The sequence below is a fragment of the Pseudomonas sp. FG43 genome (genome assembly GCF_057809175.1).
The window spans coordinates 92,816-109,370 of sequence record NZ_JBMDJL010000016.1 but is presented as its reverse complement, the minus strand read 5'-3'; the positions used below and the strand labels follow the sequence as shown (position 1 = coordinate 109,370).

The window sequence follows — 16,555 nt, the reverse complement described above, 5'->3', positions numbered from 1 at the left end:
TCACCCCATGCGCTGGTCAAATACCGTACAAATGACTGATCAGATCAAATTCATATGGGTGTCAGCAGCTAAAGTCAGTCCAATCACGCAACAGGTATATGTCGTCTTCAACACCATCTTCGCGAATAAATTCGCTCCTACGCGGCGGATGTGTATTCGTTACTTCCCCTAACGAAAACCCCACCCGCGCAGGTCCTTTCCCGCATGCTTTGCCCTTTCTCCTATGCGAACTTTCCTGGAAAATCTCAAGCCCTTGCGCCTGTGAAATCCCGGCACCAGGCTGCGTCGGTCGCTGAGCATCAGCGGTGAGGATTACAAGTTTCGCAAGTGTCGCTTATGGCGGCTTTGCGTGGGGCACCTTCGGGTGCGCCGGTTAATTGCGCTTGTTCCCACCGGTCTGCTAACCCGCGTCAAAGTCGCCACCCTTTTTCGGTCGTACATCTAATCGGCATGGCCAAGACCGAACTTGATCGTTCACTGGCACATGTTGAGGTGCGTAGAACCTGATTGCAGGAGCGACGGGCAGTTACATCCGATAGAGATGTGTCGTTCAAAACACCGCCGTCGCGAGCAAGCTCCATCCCACGAATTGTGGGAGGGTAACGATATCTACACGGCCCCATCCAACTGATACCTGCGCGGCGTACACCCAAACTCCCGTTTGAACACCGTATGCAGATACTGCGCAGACTTGAATCCGCAATTACGCGCCGTGTCTGCAATTGTTGAATCCGTGTTCTTCAACCCGTTGGCTGCCGCGGCCAGTTTGAAACGCAGGATTTCGTCATGGACGCTACAGCCGCGTACTTTGCGGAAGTGCGATTCCAGCGATGAGCGCGATACGCCGACATAAGCCGCCACCTGGGCGGTCTTGATGCCTTGGCAGGCATATTGGCGGATGAACAGCAGGGCCTGCATGACGTAAGGGTCGCCCAATGGTTGATGCAGGCTGGATACCTGCACGTTGATCGATTCCGGTGGGATCAGGATCTGGGTGCCTTTGGCTGGCATGCCGTGCAGCATCTGGTGGAGCAGGCGTGCGGCGGTGCGGCCCATGGTTTCGGTGCCCTGGACGACCGAGCTCAGTGGTACTCGGGTCAGGCTGCGGGTCAGCGGGTCGTTGTCGATGCCGATCAGGGCCACTTGCTCCGGCACGGCGATCCCTGCGGTCAGGCAGGCTTGCAGCAACTGGCGGGCGCGGGCGTCGCTGACGGCGATGATACCGATGGGTTTGGGCAGGCTTTGCAGCCAGGCGATCTGTTGTTCGACGGCGCTGTCCCACAATGGCGCGCTGGTGCCCATGCCTCGGTAGATCTCGGCGTGCAGGCCATCGCGTTGCATCAGCCAGCGAAAGGCCTTTTCCCGTTCCTGCGCCCAGCGATTGGCCTGCGCTTCGGGCAGGCTGAAGCAGGCAAAGCGCGTCAGCCCTGCTTCGATCAGGTGCTCGTAGGCCAGGGTCATCATGGCCTTGTTGTCGGTGGCGACGTAGGGGATGTCTTGGGGATAGGCGCGTTCATCCTGATACGAACCGCCCACAGCCACCACTGGCAACTTGATCCCGGCCAGGGCTTCGCCTATCAGCGGGTCGTCGAAGTCGGCAATGATCCCGTCGCCCTGCCAGCGTTCGATGCCTTTCAGGCGGCACAGGAAATCCTCCTCAAGAAACAGGTCCCAGGAGGCGCGGGTGCTGCTCAGGTAATTGCCGATTCCGCTGATGATGCCGCGGTCGTAGATCTTGCTGCCGTTGAACAACAGTGCAACGCGGTGAACGGGCGGTACGGTTTTCATTGTTATTGTCCCGGGTCTGCCAACACCAAGGTGGTCGTCACAGCCTAGGCGCGTCGAGGGTGAATCTCAATACTCAAAATCGCACCCTGCGTTGGTGACTTTCATAATTTTCGGGCACAGCGCCGTTGCTAGTATCGATACACCGACAAGAACAACAAAAGGATACGACCCATGCCGTTCTTCCCCGACCTCGACAGGATTCGCTACGAAGGCCCGGCCAGCGATTCTCCTCTAGCCTTCCGCCACTACGACGCCAATAAAATCATCCTCGGCAAACCCATGCGCGAGCACTTGCGCATGGCTGCTTGCTATTGGCACACCTTCGTCTGGCCGGGGTCCGATGTGTTCGGTGCGGGGACGTTCAAGCGTCCGTGGCAGCGTGCGGGTGATCCTATGGAAGTTGCCATTGGCAAGGCGGAGGCGGCTTTCGAGTTCTTCACCAAACTCGGGATCGACTATTACTGCTTCCACGATACGGATGTGGCGCCGGAAGGCAGTTCACTGAAGGAGTATCGCAACCACTTTGCGCAGATGGTCGATCATCTGGAGCGGCATCAGGAGCAGAGTGGTATCAAGCTGCTGTGGGGCACTGCCAACTGTTTCAGCAACCCGCGCTTTGCCGCAGGTGCCGCCAGCAACCCGGACCCGGAAGTGTTCGCCTGCGCCGCCGCTCAGGTGTTCAGCGCCATGAACGCCACCCAGCGCCTCAAAGGCTCCAACTACGTGTTGTGGGGCGGGCGCGAAGGTTATGAAACCCTGCTCAATACCGACTTGAAGCGCGAACGCGAACAGATGGGCCGCTTCATGCAGATGGTGGTCGAACACAAGCACAAGATCGGTTTCCAGGGCGACCTGCTGATCGAGCCCAAGCCGCAAGAGCCCACCAAGCACCAGTACGATTACGACAGCGCCACGGTCTTCGGCTTCTTGCAGCAGTTTGGTCTGGAAAACGAGATCAAGGTCAATATCGAGGCCAACCACGCGACGCTGGCGGGGCATAGCTTCCATCACGAGATTGCGACGGCCGCGTCGTTGGGGATCTTTGGCAGCATCGATGCCAACCGCGGTGATCCGCAAAACGGTTGGGACACCGACCAGTTCCCCAACAGCGTCGAAGAGATGACCCTGGCCACTTACGAGATTCTCAAGGCCGGCGGGTTCAAGAATGGCGGGTTCAACTTCGACTCAAAGGTGCGCCGCCAGAGCCTTGATGAAGTGGACCTGTTCCACGGTCATGTCGCCGCGATGGATGTTCTTGCCCTGTCACTGGAGCGTGCAGCGGTCATGCTGCAGAACGACCGGCTTCAGCAATTCAAGGATCAACGCTATGCAGGCTGGCAGCAGCCGTTGGGGCAAAAGGTGCTGGCGGGTGGCTTCAGCCTGGAATCACTGGCCGAACATGCCTTCGCCCAGGAACTGAACCCGCAGGCCGTGAGCGGCAGGCAGGAAATGCTTGAAAACGTCGTCAACCGGTTCATCTATAGCTGACAGGCAGGCTGTTACATTCCCACGACAAATCTGTACTGGCCCGGCTCCACGACGCTCTACAGTTGTACCAGCACGATACTCATCGTCAGGCAGTGTCTTTCAAACAACAATAAAAGGACGCACCACCATGAATAAAGTCAAACGCACGTTACTGGCCAGTGCTCTGGCCCTGCTGTCCATCCCGGCCATGGCCGATTCTGCCAACCCGAAAATCGGTTTCTCCATTGATGACCTGCGCCTGGAACGTTGGTCACGGGATCGGGATTACTTTGTGGCGGCGGCAGAAAAGCTCAACGCCAAGGTCTTTGTCCAGTCGGCTGATGCCAACGAGCAGAAGCAGATTTCCCAGATCGAAAACCTGATCTCCCGTGGCGTCGATGTGATCGTCATCGTGCCGTTCAACGCCACCGTGCTGACCAACGCCGTGGCCGAGGCCAAGAAGGCCGGGATCAAGGTGGTGTCCTATGACCGCCTGATTCTCAACGCCGATATCGATGCCTACATTTCCTTCGATAACGAAAAGGTCGGCGAGATGCAGGCCAGCGGTGTGCTGCAAGCCGCGCCCAAGGGCAATTACTTTCTGCTGGGGGGCGCGCCTACCGACAATAACGCCAAGATCCTGCGTGAAGGTCAGATGAAAGTGCTGCAACCGGCCATCGACAAGGGCGATATCAAGATCGTCGGCCAACAGTGGGTAAAGGAATGGAACCCCACCGAAGCACTGAGCATTGTCGAAAATGCCCTGACTCGTAACGACAACAAGATCGATGGCATCGTCGCTTCCAACGACGCCACCGCTGGCGGTGCGATTCAGGCTCTGGCTGCGCAGAAACTGGCCGGCAAGGTGCCGATTTCGGGGCAGGATGCAGACCTGGCAGCGGTCAAGCGAGTGATCAATGGCACTCAGACCATGACGGTCTATAAACCGCTGAAGCTGATCGCTTCCGAGGCCGCCAAACTTTCGGTGCAACTGGCGCGCAACGAGAAACCCACCTACAGCTCTCAGTACGACAATGGCAGCAAGAAGGTCGACACCATCCTGCTCACGCCAACCCCGTTGACCAAGGACAACATCGACCTGCTGGAGAAGGACGGCTTCTACACCAAGGCACAGATTGCCGGGCAGTGATCTGACTGACCTGAGTACAACCCCCGGCCCTGCCGGGGAGTGGACCCTTTGTGTGAGCCCTCGCCATGTCCGACTACCTGCTGCAAATGAACGGCATCGTCAAAACCTTTGGCGGTGTCAAAGCCCTCAATGGCATCGACATCAAGATCAGGCCGGGGGAGTGCGTCGGATTGTGCGGCGAGAACGGTGCCGGTAAATCCACGCTGATGAAAGTGCTGTCGGCGGTCTATCCCCATGGCACCTGGGACGGTGAAATTCTCTGGGACGGCCAGCCGCTCAAGGCGCAGTCGATCAGCGAAACCGAAGCCGCCGGCATCGTCATCATTCATCAGGAACTGACCCTGGTTCCCGACCTGTCGGTGACCGAAAATATTTTCATGGGCCATGAGCTGACGTTGTTTGGCGGGCGCATGAATTACCCGGCCATGACCCGCCGCGCTGAAGCCCTGATGCGTGAGCTGAAAGTGCCGGACATGAACGTCTCGCTACCGGTTTCCCAGTACGGCGGTGGCTACCAGCAACTGGTGGAAATCGCCAAGGCGTTGAACAAGCAGGCGCGCCTGCTGATCCTCGATGAGCCGTCTTCGGCCCTGACCCGTTCGGAAATCGAGGTGCTGCTGGACATCATCCGCGACCTCAAGGCCAAGGGCGTTGCGTGTGTCTACATCTCCCACAAACTCGATGAAGTGGCCGCCGTGTGCGACACCATTTCGGTGATCCGGGACGGCAAACACATTGCCACGACCGACATGGCGGACATGGACATCCCCAGGATCATCACCCAGATGGTCGGGCGGGAAATGAGCAACCTGTATCCCACCGAACCCCATGGCATTGGTGAAGTGATTTTCGAGGCGCGCCACATCACTTGTTACGACGTCGATACCCCCAAACGCAAGCGGGTCGACGACATTTCATTCGTTCTCAAACGCGGTGAAATCCTCGGTATCGCCGGGCTGGTCGGTGCCGGTCGCACGGAGCTGGTTTCGGCGCTGTTCGGCGCGTATCCCGGTCGTTACGAAGGCGAGGTCTGGCTGGAAGGCCAGCAGGTTGATACCAGCACACCGCTCAAATCCATCCGTGCCGGGCTGTGCATGGTCCCCGAAGACCGCAAGCGCCAGGGCATCATTCCGGATCTGGACGTCGGCCAGAACATCACCCTGGCGGTGCTGGAGAATTACTCGCGGTTGAGCCGTATCGACGCCGAAGCCGAGCTGCATGGCATCGATCAGGAAATCGCGCGCATGCACCTCAAGACCGCGAGCCCCTCCTTGCCGATCACCAGCCTCTCTGGCGGCAACCAGCAAAAAGCCGTGCTGGCGAAGATGCTGCTGACCAAGCCCCGTGTCCTGATTCTTGATGAGCCTACCCGTGGCGTGGATGTCGGTGCCAAGTATGAAATCTACAAGTTGATGGGGGCGCTGGCGGCCGAGGGCGTGTCGATCATCATGGTGTCCTCGGAGCTGGCCGAAGTGCTCGGCGTTTCGGATCGGGTGCTGGTGATCGGTGAAGGTCAGTTGCGCGGTGACTTCATCAACCACGAACTCACTCAGGAGCAGGTGCTTGCCGCCGCGCTCAGCCAGGCTACTGGCCATAACAATAATGATCGGAAGTCTGCGTAGATGAACCAGGTCAAACAGCTTTTCACCCGCTACAAAATGCTCGCACTGGTCATCGCCGTGGCGATTATCTGGCTGTTCTTCAGTTGGCAGACCGACGGCGGATTCCTGACCCCGCGCAACCTATCCAACCTGCTGCGCCAGATGTCCATCACCGGGATTCTGGCCTGCGGCATGGTGCTGGTCATCATCAGTGGCGAGATCGATCTGTCGGTCGGCTCATTGCTGGGTTTGCTCGGTGGCCTGGCGGCGATTCTCGATGTGATCTATCACGTACCGCTGCTGGCGAACCTGAGCATTGTCGTCCTGTGCGGGCTGATGATCGGCATCGCCAACGGTTACATGACCGCTTACCTGCGCATCCCGTCTTTCATTGTCGGGCTGGGCGGCATGCTGGCGTTTCGCGGCATTCTGCTGGGCATCACCGGCGGCACCACCATCGCCCCGGTATCGCCTGAGCTTGTTTACGTGGGGCAGGGCTATCTGCCGCATACGGTGGGTACGGGCCTGGGCATTGTGCTGTTTGCACTGACGCTGTTCCTGACCTGGAAGCAGCGCCGCAATCGTGCCCTCCATGGGCTGGCAGCGCATTCGCTGGTGCGTGACGTCCTGCGCGTAGTGTTGATCGGCGCGGTGCTGGCCGGTTTTGTCCATACCCTCAACAGCTACGACGGTATCCCCGTGCCGGTGCTGCTGTTGCTGATTCTGCTGGGTGTGTTCAGCTACGTGACCAGCCAGACCGTCTTCGGACGCCGTGTCTATTCAGTGGGCAGCAATATGGAGGCCACGCGGCTGTCGGGCATCAATGTGCAGGCCGTAAAGCTGTGGATCTTCGGCATCATGGGCGTGATGTGTGCGCTCGCCGGCATGGTCAACACCGCACGCCTGGCCGCAGGCTCGCCCTCGGCCGGCAGCATGGGCGAACTCGATGCCATTGCCGCCTGCTTCATCGGCGGCACCTCCATGCGCGGCGGCTCCGGCACGGTCTATGGCGCTTTGCTCGGAGCACTGGTCATCACCAGCCTGGACAACGGCATGTCCATGCTCGACGTGGACAGCTACTGGCAGATGATCGTCAAGGGCAGCATTCTGGTGCTGGCTGTGTGGGTCGATGTGAGCACCCGGACCGGGCGGCGCTGATCGGCGCCGCCTGAGCAACTGGGCGTTTCGGTGAAAAAGCCATCGCTCGGTGCCAGGGTGCCTTTCAGGTTGATTTGTTTTCAATCTGATCCTGCATCATCTCCGCTGCATGCTGCTCTGCCCAGCGCACCAAAGCCGAAACAGGGACTTCAAGTGTTCGTCCAAGGTCGGTGACTTCATATTGAACAGCAACCGGAGACGAGGAAATCACTTGTCTGCTGATCAACCTGTAGCGTTCAAGTCGCCGGAGTGCTTCGGTGAGTGACTTCTGAGTAACGGTCCCCAGCAGTCGTTGTAATTCATTGAACCGGACCGGGCCGTCACCCAGTCGGGTCAGAATCATGATCGACCACTTATTGGCGATCTGATCCAGCACAGCGCGGGTTTGCTCCAGCCTTTCGGGGGAGCAGCACTCCGTTCCAGTATCGTCGAGCATATCTAGTACCTTTCAAGTGCGTAATTGAAACCTAGTATCCAATGTATATCATGATCGCTCAACCCATAATCTCATCCTCAATCTTCAGGATGAGCAAGAAGGATGCATCATGAAGCCGTTAAATGAACAAGTCGCTCTGATCACCGGAGCATCAAGCGGTATTGGCGAAGCCACAGCTAAAAAGCTCGCTCTCGCTGGATTGAAAGTGGGTATTGCAGCTCGTCGTACGGATCGACTGGAAGTTTTGAAGGCCGAGATCGAACAACTTGGCGGGCAGGCGCTTGTTCTGGAAATGGATGTTGTCGACAAGGCTTCCGTAGAAGCCGGAGTTAAAAAACTCATCGATACTTATGGCAGCCTGGATGTTTCATTTAACAACGCAGGGTTGATGCCACTGTCGAGTGTTGACGAATTCAAAACCGATGAGTGGGAGCGCATGGTCGATGTCAACGTCAAAGGCGTATTGAATTTGTCTGCGGCTGTTCTTCCGCAGATGATCAAGCAGAACTCGGGGCATATCATCAATACATCGTCAGTGGCCGGCAGAAAAGTGCTTGGCCCGGGCTTTTCAGTCTATTCGGCCACCAAGTTCGCGGTCAACGCCTTTACTGATGGGCTGCGCATGGAAGTTGGCCAGAAGCACAACATCCGGGTAACGAGTATTCAACCGGGGGCGACGACAACTGAACTTTCGCAGCACACGACCAGCGAAGAATATTCGCAAATGATGGCAGGCTTCTCTGCTCATGTTAAGTTTCTGTCCCCTTCGGATATTGCTGATACCGTGTTATATGCCATCTCGGCACCTGCGCACGTCAATATTGCTGAACTGCTCATCATGCCGATCAGCCAGGCTTGATGTGAACTAGAAAGTAACACCCGCGCTTAACATCTATCGAAGAGCTGTTCTACAGTTGGTGGAAATAGTGATATGTATTCGGTTTTTCCGATTCATGTCTCGACGATCAGTTGTGCCCGCTTATTTGTTTTTCAGCTCTTCTTTAGTGTGTTGTTCTTTCAGGAACTGAATCATCTTTCACGTTCTTTGGCTTATATCGATGTTCCGGGATTGAAATACCTGCCATTACTCGACAGAATCCCGCCCCGATCGGCCAAGGGTGCCGAACGTTTGTGGTGAAAAGGGGCGGCAGTTGAACGAACAGACATTGTCCATGCGCCTGGAGCGTGTAGCTGCGCATGTACCAGCAGGTGCGCGTCTGGCCGATATCGGTTCGGATCACGCTTACCTGCCAGTGGCCTTGATGCGCCGTGGTGCCATTGTTGCGGCAGTGGCTGGCGAGGTGGCGTTGACGCCGTTTCATGCGGCGCAACGTACCGTGCGCGAGAATGATCTGGAGCACTTGATTACCGTGCGTCAGGCCAATGGGCTGGCGGCAATCGAACCGGGAGACGGGATCACGGCGATAAGCCTGTGTGGCATGGGTGGCGAGACGATTCGCGACATCCTCGACAGCGGCAAGACGAATCTGAGCGGCCAGGAACGTCTGATCCTGCAACCCAACGGCGGCGAGCAACCGCTGCGCCAATGGCTGATGGAAAATGGCTACCGCATCCTCAGCGAAGAAGTGTTGCGAGAAAACCGCTTCGACTACGAAATCATCGTCGCCGAGCGTTCCGGGCCGGTGATGTACAGCGCTGAAGAACTGTTTTTCGGCCCGTTGCAGATGCAGACACGCAGCCCGGCCTTCATGCTCAAGTGGCAGCGCTTGCTGCACAAGAGGCAAAAGACCCTGACCAGCTTTGCCCAGGCACGGCAGGCCGTGCCCGAGGAAAAGCTGCAGGAACTCACCCGGCAGATTCGCTGGATCAGCGAAATGCTGGGTTCTCAGCGCTGATAACGCAGCGCATCAACCACTACGCCAAAAGCCGACGAGTGCTCGCGGCGGTTGGCGTAGTAGAGGTGATAACCGGCAAAGGGCTGGCACCAGTCTTCCAGTACCCGGACCAGGTTTTGCTCGGCAATCGCCGTCAAGACCATATCTTCAGGCAGAAAGCCCAACCCGCAACCCGCGAGGGCCGCGCGCAGGATCGGCATGCTGCTGTTGAACGTCCACTGTCCTTCGACACGCGCTTTCAGCTCTTGGCCATCCTTTTCAAAGTCCCATTGCAGCAGGCTTCCATAAGTCGGCAGGCGCAGATTGATGCAGTTATGGGCCGCGAGGTCGCCGGGCACTTTCGGCAGTGAACGCTGCTTGAAGTAGTCCGGGGAGCCCACTACCGCCATGCGTAACGGAGGGCCTATCGGAACGGCAATCATGTCTTTGGCGACTTGATTGCCCAGGCGTACACCCGCGTCGAAGCGCTGGGCGACAATGTCGGAGAGGGCGTAGTCGACGGTGATCTCGACCTTGATGTCTGGGTAGTCGGGAAGCACCTTCAACAGCTTGGGCCACAGGATGTTGTTCGCTGCATGTTCCGAGGCTGAAATCCGCACGTTGCCCGCCGGAGTGTCCCGAAACTCACTGACGGCTGCCAGCTCCAGTTCAATTTCCTCGAACCGCGGCGCCATGGTGAGGTACAGCCGCTGACCTGCCTCGGTGGGTGACACGCTGCGTGTGGTCCGGGTCAACAATCGAACGCCGAGGCGCGCCTCAAGGGCGCGCATGGTGTGGCTCAGAGCAGACTGCGAAACGCCCAGTTGTGCGGCGGCGCGGGTAAAGCTGCCCTCGCGGGCAATGACCACGAAGGCCTGGAGGTCGTTGAGGCTGGCTCGGGACATTGATGAGAGGCTCATGAGGGCACAGGATTATTTGACGGTAGCAAAATCTGCCAATTACAGCGTTCTTGCATAAAACCCGGTCAGCTTGCCGACGGCTGCCTCGACATATTTGGGCACCCAGTAGGTTTCGATATGGGTGGCCCCCTCGATTTTGAACAACTCCTTTTCTTGGGTGCCGGTGGCTTTGGCAAAGGCATCTTCGGTCATGTACAGGCTATCGGCCTTGCTGCCCGCGATCATCAGCAGCGGCTGTTCGATCAGCTCGATCTGGTGGGTGGCGTCGAAACGCATCAGGTCGAGCAAGCTGCTGGTGGTGTACTTGAAGGTCGAGTTGGGATGCGCGTGGGTCTTCCAGTAGTACTCGTAGCCCTGGCGATACAGGTCGAATGGCAATTTGGCGATCTGCTCGTCCGTCAGGTTGGCATCCCCTGAATAAAGCACTGCCCCACCAGCGGCTTCCTGAGCACGGGCAGCCGAAGCTTGTTGCAGACGAGGCTGGATGGTGCTCAGTTGCGAGTCGGCGTAACCATTGCGGCGAACCCGCCCGGAGTTGAACATGCTGACCGTCGCCACCGATTTGAAGCGCTTGTCCGTTTCAGCCGCCGCCAGGGAATACCCGCCACCGCCACAGATGCCGAGCAGGCCCAGGCGTTTCCCGTCGACCCCGGCATATTGAGTGATGAAGTCGGCCATGCCATGGATGTCTTCGATGCGATTGGCTGGCTTGTCGACACTGCGCGGTTGTCCTGCGCTGGCGCCTTGATACGCCGCATCGGCAGTAATCGTGATGTAGCCCTGTTCTGCCAGGCGTTGGGCATAAAGGCCTGCCACTTGCTCTTTCACTCCGCCGTTCGGGTGCGCCACGACCACCGTGGGGTAGGTTTTCTTCGGGTCGTAATTGGCTGGGGTATAAACGTTGGCAGCGATGTCCAGGTCATTGAGCTTGTAGGTGACCGCGTGGATATTCACCTTGCCAGGTTCATTCTTCGCAATCGCCCCGTCGTAGACCAGAGTGAAGGGATTCTTTTTGTAGTCCGCGGCCCCGACTTCACCGGCAGAGATTCCGACCATTGCCGCCATGAGCGACGCTTTCAAAAGGGTGTTTCGCATATGAAATCTCCTGAGGATTAAAAAGAGTGGGTATCAGTCCAGGTGTTTTTCGGTGAGAAATCCGGACACCAGGTCCGCGATCTCGACGTTGTTCAAGTCCGACATGGGGAAGTGGGTATTTCCCTTGATACCTATCTGCGGCAGATGGATCAGCCTCACATCACCGCCATGCCTGTTGACGGCGTCACGCCATGCGCGAGCCATCGCGAGTCGGGCACGCCAACTGTCCTGAGCGGGAAGGTCGACGGCCTGTTCCGGGATGTTGTCGCCGTACAGCACAAGGATCGGAATGCGCGTGAGTGCCATGAACTGTTCCATCGGCACCGCTGCGCCTTGCACGGTGTCGAACGCGCTGGGGATCGGCGCTGGCACTTCACCTTCCGGGAAGACAAAACTGCTGCCAGGCTCGAAGGCCACAATTGCCTTGACCTTGTTGTTCTTGATCGCCGTCAGCCAGCCTGGCCCGCCACCCTGCGAGTGGGTGAACAGGATGCCGGGGCCAACCCTGTTGAACACTGCCGACACGCCATCGGAAACCACGTTCATGTCGAACGGCCCGGTATTGGGTGTCATCGCACGGAAAAACTGGTCGCGCGTCTGCGCATCCCGGGCAACCTGCACGCCTTTGAAATAGTCAGGCCACAGGCCGATACGGAACTGGTTGAACCAGAGCTGTTCGTCCGGCACAGGCTTGATCGTCGTCTCCACCATGCTGCGCCCGGCATCACCCCGACGCGGCTGGTCGATCAGATACACGCCGAACTGGCGCCGCAGAAAGATATTCTGAAAACCTTCACGGCCATCAGCGGTGGTTTCCCAGGTCTTGGAAAACTGGCCCGCGCCGTGCCACATGACGATGGGCAGTTTTCGGGCATTGACCGGAATCTGATAGAAGGCGTACGCATGGTCGCCGTGATAGGTCTGGCCATCGGGTGCCATGGGCTTGTGCGGGTTGAACGTGCCCGGTGCCGTGGCCATGGTTCCGCCAGCGGCGAAGCTGCCTTGTTCCTGAATCAGCAGGGGAGCCGGGCCATTGGAGTGCGTTTCGCAAGCGGCAAGCACGCTCAGCAGGGCGATGCCCAACAGGGTTTTTCCAGCATTCATATGTCATCTCTCGAAACAGCAATTGCCTGTATTAACGACCTGATTCACTCAACCACTCGTTCACGCGCTCCATGGTCTTGCGTTCCTGCTCGCCCTCCATCACGAAGCCATCGACTATCCTGGCTTTGGGCGCATGGCTTTCGAGAACGGAACGGCTGTTGCCGAGCCCGTAGCCGCCATGGGTGGTGAAGGGGACAAGGGTTTTACCGGCCAGGTCGTGGGCCGACAGAAACGAGCGCACAACGGGAGGCGTGGTTTCACCCCAGATCGGAAAACCGAGGAACAGCGTGTCGTAATCGGCAATGTCCTGAACCTTGCTTTCCAGCGCTGGCTCGAAACCGCTATCGCGTTCCTGGCGTGCCTGTTCCACCGTCTCCAGATAATCCTCGGGGTAGGGCCTGGCCGGGCGAATCTCGAAAAGGTCTGCATGCAGGCTGCGCTGGATGAGCCCGGCGACGACGCGGGTATTTCCGGATCGGGAAAAATACGCCACCAGAGTGCGAGACCCTGAGCGAGGCTGCTCGCCATTGGCTTGCGTACCGGCCAGTGCCAGCAGTGGCGCGCTGGCGAGTGCGGCGACTACCGTGCGGCGTAGCGGATCGTGATCATTGCTCATGGCTATTGCCCTCAGCGCCCGACGCGGGCCTTGAGGGATTCGGGATAGCGGTCGCCCTGAATGCTGATCTGCTCCAGCGCCGCATCAATGGCCTTGAGTTCGACCTCATCGAGCGTGATGGCCGCACCGCCAATATTCTCTTCCAGCCGGTGCAGCTTGGTCGTACCGGGAATCGGCACGATCCAGGGCGCCTGTGCGAGCAGCCAGGCCAGCGCGATCTGGGCCGGTGTTGCATCCTTTTGCTCCGCAATCTTGCGGACCAGAACCACCAGTGCCTGATTGGCCTGAAGCGCTTCCTGACTGAAACGGGGCACGATACTGCGGAAGTCGTCGCTGCCGAATGAGGTGTCTGCCGATACCGCGCCGGTGAGGAAGCCCTTGCCCAAAGGGCTGAAGGGAACGAAGCCGATCCCCAGTTCCGTCAGGGTCGGGATAATTTCCTGCTCAGGCTCGCGCCACCACAGGGAATACTCACTTTGCAGCGCAGTGACAGGCTGCACGGCATGAGCACGCCGAATGGTCTGTGCGCCGGCTTCTGACAGGCCGAAGTGCTTGACCTTGCCTTCCCATATGAGTTCTTTCACCGCTCCCGCGACATCTTCGATGGGGACGTCCGGGTCGACCCGGTGCTGGTAAAGCAAGTCGATGTAGTCGGTCTTCAGCCTGCGCAGCGAACCCTCGACGGCAACCCGGATGTGCTCGGGACGGCTGTTGAGGACCTGCTGTTTGTTGTCGGACCCGAAGGTAAAACCGAACTTGGTGGCGATCACCACCTGATCCCTGACCGGCGCCAGCGCCTGGCCCACAACCTGTTCGTTCAGATAAGGGCCGTAGACTTCGGCGGTGTCGAAAAAGGTGATGCCTTGGTCAACTGCCGCACGGATCAAGGTGACGGCCTGATCTGTATCCGTGGCCGGGCCATAGCCGTGGCTGAGCCCCATGCAGCCCAACCCGAGGGCCGAGACTTCAAGAGAGCTGTTTCCGAGTTTGCGCTTTTGCATGTCAAATCTCCCAGCTTGAGCGTTCGGTAAAAGAGATGGCTGGAGGCAATGCCGTTGTGAAAACACTAAGCGAGCAGGCGAGGGGGTACTAGATGCCTGAGTCGGGAAGGACTTATGAAGAAAGTTCATGAGTCGGCTTCTATCGTGTGAGGTCAGGCATGGATGGCGTTGGAGGCGGGGTCGATAGATTCATGAGCTCAGCTCATTTCACCTTGCGAAATCATGGCATTCATTGATAGGCCGACAGTCACTACGATGCGGGTTTCGTCACTGGCAGACTCCATTCCCATGTCTTTACTCCAACGCCCTGCAACACTCTCTGCCACCAGCACCGAACCGCCGCGCAAAACGGCCGACCTGCGATTGCTGCTTAATCTCAGTGCGCTGATGTCATTCGCATCCATCTCCACCGACATGTATCTGCCCGCGCTGCCAACCATCAGCCGGGCGCTGCATACCGACACAGCCAGCATCGAGCTGACCTTTTCTGCATTCCTGCTGGGCTTCAGCCTCGGGCAGTTGATATGGGGAGCGGTCAGCGATCGTTACGGACGCAAGTTGCCGATTGCCATCGGAATGATCCTGTTCATCATCGGCTCGGTCGGCTGCGCGCTCTCGACCGATGTCACTCAAATGATGGTGTGGCGGGTGATTCAGGCACTGGGCGCCTGCGTAGGCCCTGTGCTGTCCCGCGCCATGGTCCGTGACCTGTATGGGCGAGAGCAGTCGGCAAAAATGCTGTCGACCCTGATTCTGATCATGGGAGTAGCGCCCTTGGCCGGGCCACTGATTGGAGGCCAGATTCTTGATTGGTGGTCATGGCAAGGCATCTTCTGGTCGCTGGCTCTTGTCGGGCTGGTGACGCTTTTTTCGTTTCGTAAATTGCCGGAAAGCCTGCCTCCCGATCAGAGAACAACCGAGCCGCTTGTGCATACGTTCGCCACCTATCTGCAACTCATCCGTGATCCACGGCTGATCAGGTATGCACTGTCGGGCGGCTTCTTCTACGCAGGCGCCTACGCCTTCATCGTGGGAACACCCTTTGCCTACATCGACTATTACCACGTATCAGCGCAGGCCTATGGCTGGCTCTTCGGGGTCAACATCCTTGGCATGATGATCGCCAACTTTGCCAACGGCCGATTACTGAACCGCATGGGCAGCGAACGACTTTTCCACCTCGGCACCTGGGCACTGGCCTTCTTCGGCATGATCCTCAGCCTGTGCGCATGGTTCGGCTGGGGCGGACTCTGGGGGCTGGTGATACCGGTGTTCTTCTACATGTCCATGAACGGATTCATCGTCGCCAACTCCGTGGCCGGCGCGCTTGCCTTCTTCCCCCAGCGGGCAGGCTCGGCATCCTCATTGGTGGGCGCGATGCACTACGGCAGCGGCATCTTCAGCGCGGCACTTGTCAGTTGGTTGTCCGACGGGACACCGAGGGGCATGGCGTTGGTGATGGGCGTGGCCGGCGTAGGCAGCCTGGGGACGGCTTTGGTTTCTGTGGGGCGAGGGCGAGAGGCGGGAATGTGAACGCTGCACTTGTTTATCTGTCCGAGGTGACAGCACGATGCATGCTGAAGAGCAAGGACATGCTCTAATGCCGATCAGTCAAGGTGTACATATCACTTGTAGGAAGGGCCTTGGCCGCGACGACTTGCTTACAGGCAACACATTTTCAGCGTCTTCATGAAGCTGTCGCGGCCAAGGCCCCTCCCACGGATTGTGAGCCCGGCACCAGATTCTTGAAATCAGCCTCCTGACTGACTGGCATCAGGACAGACCCGATGTCCTGCCCCCATCGAACAAGGCCTCTCAGCGTGAACCCCCAAGACTATATGGCTAATGGAAGTGACCTCGGTAACCGCATGATGAAGGTTGACCATGCAGGCGAGCACGGTGCGATCTGTATCTACAGCGGCCAGCTGTTCATGGCCCGGCTTTTCGCGCCGGGCATGGTGGATGAGCTCAAGGAGTTTCTCTCCCACGAACGCCGCCATCGGACGGTCTTTCAGGCTGAACTGCAACGCCGCAACTATCCCCGTTGCCGCAGTTACTGGCTGTGCGGCCTCGGTGGCCTGGCGCTGGGTTTGATCACCGGCCTCTTAGGTCGCAAGGCCATTGTCGCAACGACCGTCGCGGTTGAAAGTGTGGTGCTCAAGCACCTTGCCCATCAACTGCATGAGCTGCGCGATATCGATCCTCATGCAGTAACGGCCATTACCTCGATCGTGGAAGAAGAGCAGCACCATCATGACCACTCAGCCGCGCAGATCGATGTTCGCGATCCCTGGTTCAGGGCACTGACACCGGTTGTGACTGCGTGGACTGAGGCGGTGATCTGGATGGGGATGCGGTCTTGATCAGGTAAAGAGCGGGTCGCA

General features: G+C 58.3%; 15 protein-coding genes. 8 read left to right on the top strand and 7 right to left on the bottom strand.

Annotated features, from left to right (window positions below; genetic code table 11):
- Nucleotides 1-609: 609 nt before the first annotated feature.
- On the bottom strand, nucleotides 610-1,788 hold the full coding sequence (locus ACODS3_RS18570) for a XylR family transcriptional regulator (RefSeq protein WP_489035674.1): 1,179 nt from the start codon (nucleotides 1,786-1,788) through the stop codon (nucleotides 610-612).
- A gap of 171 nt (nucleotides 1,789-1,959) precedes the next feature.
- Between ACODS3_RS18570 and xylA the strand changes: the two genes are divergently transcribed.
- The 4 genes from xylA (at nucleotide 1,960) to ACODS3_RS18550 (ending at nucleotide 7,164) form a co-directional block, all read left to right on the top strand.
- Nucleotides 1,960-3,276 (top strand): xylose isomerase, encoded by a 1,317-nt coding sequence (gene xylA, locus ACODS3_RS18565; RefSeq protein WP_489035672.1) that lies wholly within the window; start codon nucleotides 1,960-1,962, stop codon nucleotides 3,274-3,276.
- Nucleotides 3,277-3,403: 127 nt separating this feature from the next.
- Nucleotides 3,404-4,405, top strand: a complete 1,002-nt coding sequence (gene xylF, locus ACODS3_RS18560; protein WP_201004481.1) for a D-xylose ABC transporter substrate-binding protein — start codon at nucleotides 3,404-3,406, stop codon at nucleotides 4,403-4,405.
- 65 nt (nucleotides 4,406-4,470) lie between these two features.
- A complete protein-coding gene (xylG, locus tag ACODS3_RS18555) occupies nucleotides 4,471-6,027 on the top strand; it encodes a D-xylose ABC transporter ATP-binding protein (protein WP_489035669.1) in 1,557 nt (518 codons plus the stop codon).
- A complete protein-coding gene (locus ACODS3_RS18550) occupies nucleotides 6,028-7,164 on the top strand; it encodes a sugar ABC transporter permease (protein WP_304575183.1) in 1,137 nt (378 codons plus the stop codon).
- A 64-nt stretch (nucleotides 7,165-7,228) separates the two neighbouring features.
- On the opposite strand, the gene ACODS3_RS18545 is transcribed toward ACODS3_RS18550, so the two are convergent.
- Nucleotides 7,229-7,600 carry a winged helix-turn-helix transcriptional regulator gene (locus ACODS3_RS18545; protein ID WP_201004475.1) on the bottom strand — a complete coding sequence of 124 codons (372 nt, stop codon included), beginning with the start codon at nucleotides 7,598-7,600 and terminating at the stop codon, nucleotides 7,229-7,231.
- A gap of 109 nt (nucleotides 7,601-7,709) precedes the next feature.
- Between ACODS3_RS18545 and ACODS3_RS18540 the strand changes: the two genes are divergently transcribed.
- Together ACODS3_RS18540 and ACODS3_RS18535 are read left to right on the top strand one after the other, a co-directional pair.
- Entirely contained in the window at nucleotides 7,710-8,459 is a 750-nt protein-coding gene (locus tag ACODS3_RS18540) for an SDR family oxidoreductase (protein ID WP_201019855.1), read from the top strand.
- Nucleotides 8,460-8,751: 292 nt separating this feature from the next.
- Complete coding sequence (locus ACODS3_RS18535) at nucleotides 8,752-9,456, top strand: tRNA (adenine(22)-N(1))-methyltransferase (protein ID WP_489035666.1); 705 nt, start codon at nucleotides 8,752-8,754, stop codon at nucleotides 9,454-9,456.
- On the opposite strand, the gene ACODS3_RS18530 is transcribed toward ACODS3_RS18535, so the two are convergent.
- The 5 genes from ACODS3_RS18530 to ACODS3_RS18510 are packed head-to-tail and all read right to left on the bottom strand — an operon-like array spanning nucleotide 9,447 to nucleotide 14,171.
- On the bottom strand, nucleotides 9,447-10,340 hold the full coding sequence (locus ACODS3_RS18530; protein ID WP_489035664.1) for a LysR family transcriptional regulator: 894 nt from the start codon (nucleotides 10,338-10,340) through the stop codon (nucleotides 9,447-9,449). The genes ACODS3_RS18535 and ACODS3_RS18530 overlap by 10 nt on opposite strands.
- 54 nt (nucleotides 10,341-10,394) lie before the next feature.
- A complete protein-coding gene (locus ACODS3_RS18525) occupies nucleotides 10,395-11,450 on the bottom strand; it encodes an alpha/beta hydrolase (protein ID WP_201019853.1) in 1,056 nt (351 codons plus the stop codon).
- A 33-nt stretch (nucleotides 11,451-11,483) separates the two neighbouring features.
- On the bottom strand, nucleotides 11,484-12,554 hold the full coding sequence (locus tag ACODS3_RS18520) for an alpha/beta hydrolase (protein WP_489035662.1): 1,071 nt from the start codon (nucleotides 12,552-12,554) through the stop codon (nucleotides 11,484-11,486).
- A gap of 31 nt (nucleotides 12,555-12,585) precedes the next feature.
- On the bottom strand, nucleotides 12,586-13,170 hold the full coding sequence (locus ACODS3_RS18515) for a flavodoxin (RefSeq protein ID WP_489035660.1): 585 nt from the start codon (nucleotides 13,168-13,170) through the stop codon (nucleotides 12,586-12,588).
- Nucleotides 13,171-13,181: 11 nt separating this feature from the next.
- A complete protein-coding gene (locus ACODS3_RS18510) occupies nucleotides 13,182-14,171 on the bottom strand; it encodes an aldo/keto reductase (RefSeq protein ID WP_489035658.1) in 990 nt (329 codons plus the stop codon).
- Between the two features lie 288 nt (nucleotides 14,172-14,459).
- Between ACODS3_RS18510 and ACODS3_RS18505 the strand changes: the two genes are divergently transcribed.
- On the top strand, nucleotides 14,460-15,704 hold the full coding sequence (locus ACODS3_RS18505) for a Bcr/CflA family multidrug efflux MFS transporter (RefSeq protein WP_489035656.1): 1,245 nt from the start codon (nucleotides 14,460-14,462) through the stop codon (nucleotides 15,702-15,704).
- A gap of 335 nt (nucleotides 15,705-16,039) precedes the next feature.
- Nucleotides 16,040-16,534, top strand: coding sequence for a demethoxyubiquinone hydroxylase family protein (locus ACODS3_RS18500; protein WP_201004578.1), 495 nt, complete (start codon nucleotides 16,040-16,042; stop codon nucleotides 16,532-16,534).
- The last annotated feature ends 21 nt before the right edge of the window (nucleotides 16,535-16,555 follow it).

Coding starts and splice junctions, on each gene's coding strand:
- ACODS3_RS18550 (WP_304575183.1), top strand. CDS start 6,028: ATGAACCAGGTCAAACAGCTTTTCACCCGCTACAAAATGCTCGCACTG.
- ACODS3_RS18515 (WP_489035660.1), bottom strand. CDS start 13,170: ATGAGCAATGATCACGATCCGCTACGCCGCACGGTAGTCGCCGCACTC.
- ACODS3_RS18505 (WP_489035656.1), top strand. CDS start 14,460: ATGTCTTTACTCCAACGCCCTGCAACACTCTCTGCCACCAGCACCGAA.
- ACODS3_RS18525 (WP_201019853.1), bottom strand. CDS start 11,450: ATGCGAAACACCCTTTTGAAAGCGTCGCTCATGGCGGCAATGGTCGGA.
- ACODS3_RS18520 (WP_489035662.1), bottom strand. CDS start 12,554: ATGAATGCTGGAAAAACCCTGTTGGGCATCGCCCTGCTGAGCGTGCTT.
- xylG (WP_489035669.1), top strand. CDS start 4,471: ATGTCCGACTACCTGCTGCAAATGAACGGCATCGTCAAAACCTTTGGC.
- ACODS3_RS18540 (WP_201019855.1), top strand. CDS start 7,710: ATGAAGCCGTTAAATGAACAAGTCGCTCTGATCACCGGAGCATCAAGC.
- ACODS3_RS18500 (WP_201004578.1), top strand. CDS start 16,040: ATGATGAAGGTTGACCATGCAGGCGAGCACGGTGCGATCTGTATCTAC.
- ACODS3_RS18570 (WP_489035674.1), bottom strand. CDS start 1,788: ATGAAAACCGTACCGCCCGTTCACCGCGTTGCACTGTTGTTCAACGGC.
- xylF (WP_201004481.1), top strand. CDS start 3,404: ATGAATAAAGTCAAACGCACGTTACTGGCCAGTGCTCTGGCCCTGCTG.
- ACODS3_RS18510 (WP_489035658.1), bottom strand. CDS start 14,171: ATGCAAAAGCGCAAACTCGGAAACAGCTCTCTTGAAGTCTCGGCCCTC.
- xylA (WP_489035672.1), top strand. CDS start 1,960: ATGCCGTTCTTCCCCGACCTCGACAGGATTCGCTACGAAGGCCCGGCC.
- ACODS3_RS18530 (WP_489035664.1), bottom strand. CDS start 10,340: ATGTCCCGAGCCAGCCTCAACGACCTCCAGGCCTTCGTGGTCATTGCC.
- ACODS3_RS18545 (WP_201004475.1), bottom strand. CDS start 7,600: ATGCTCGACGATACTGGAACGGAGTGCTGCTCCCCCGAAAGGCTGGAG.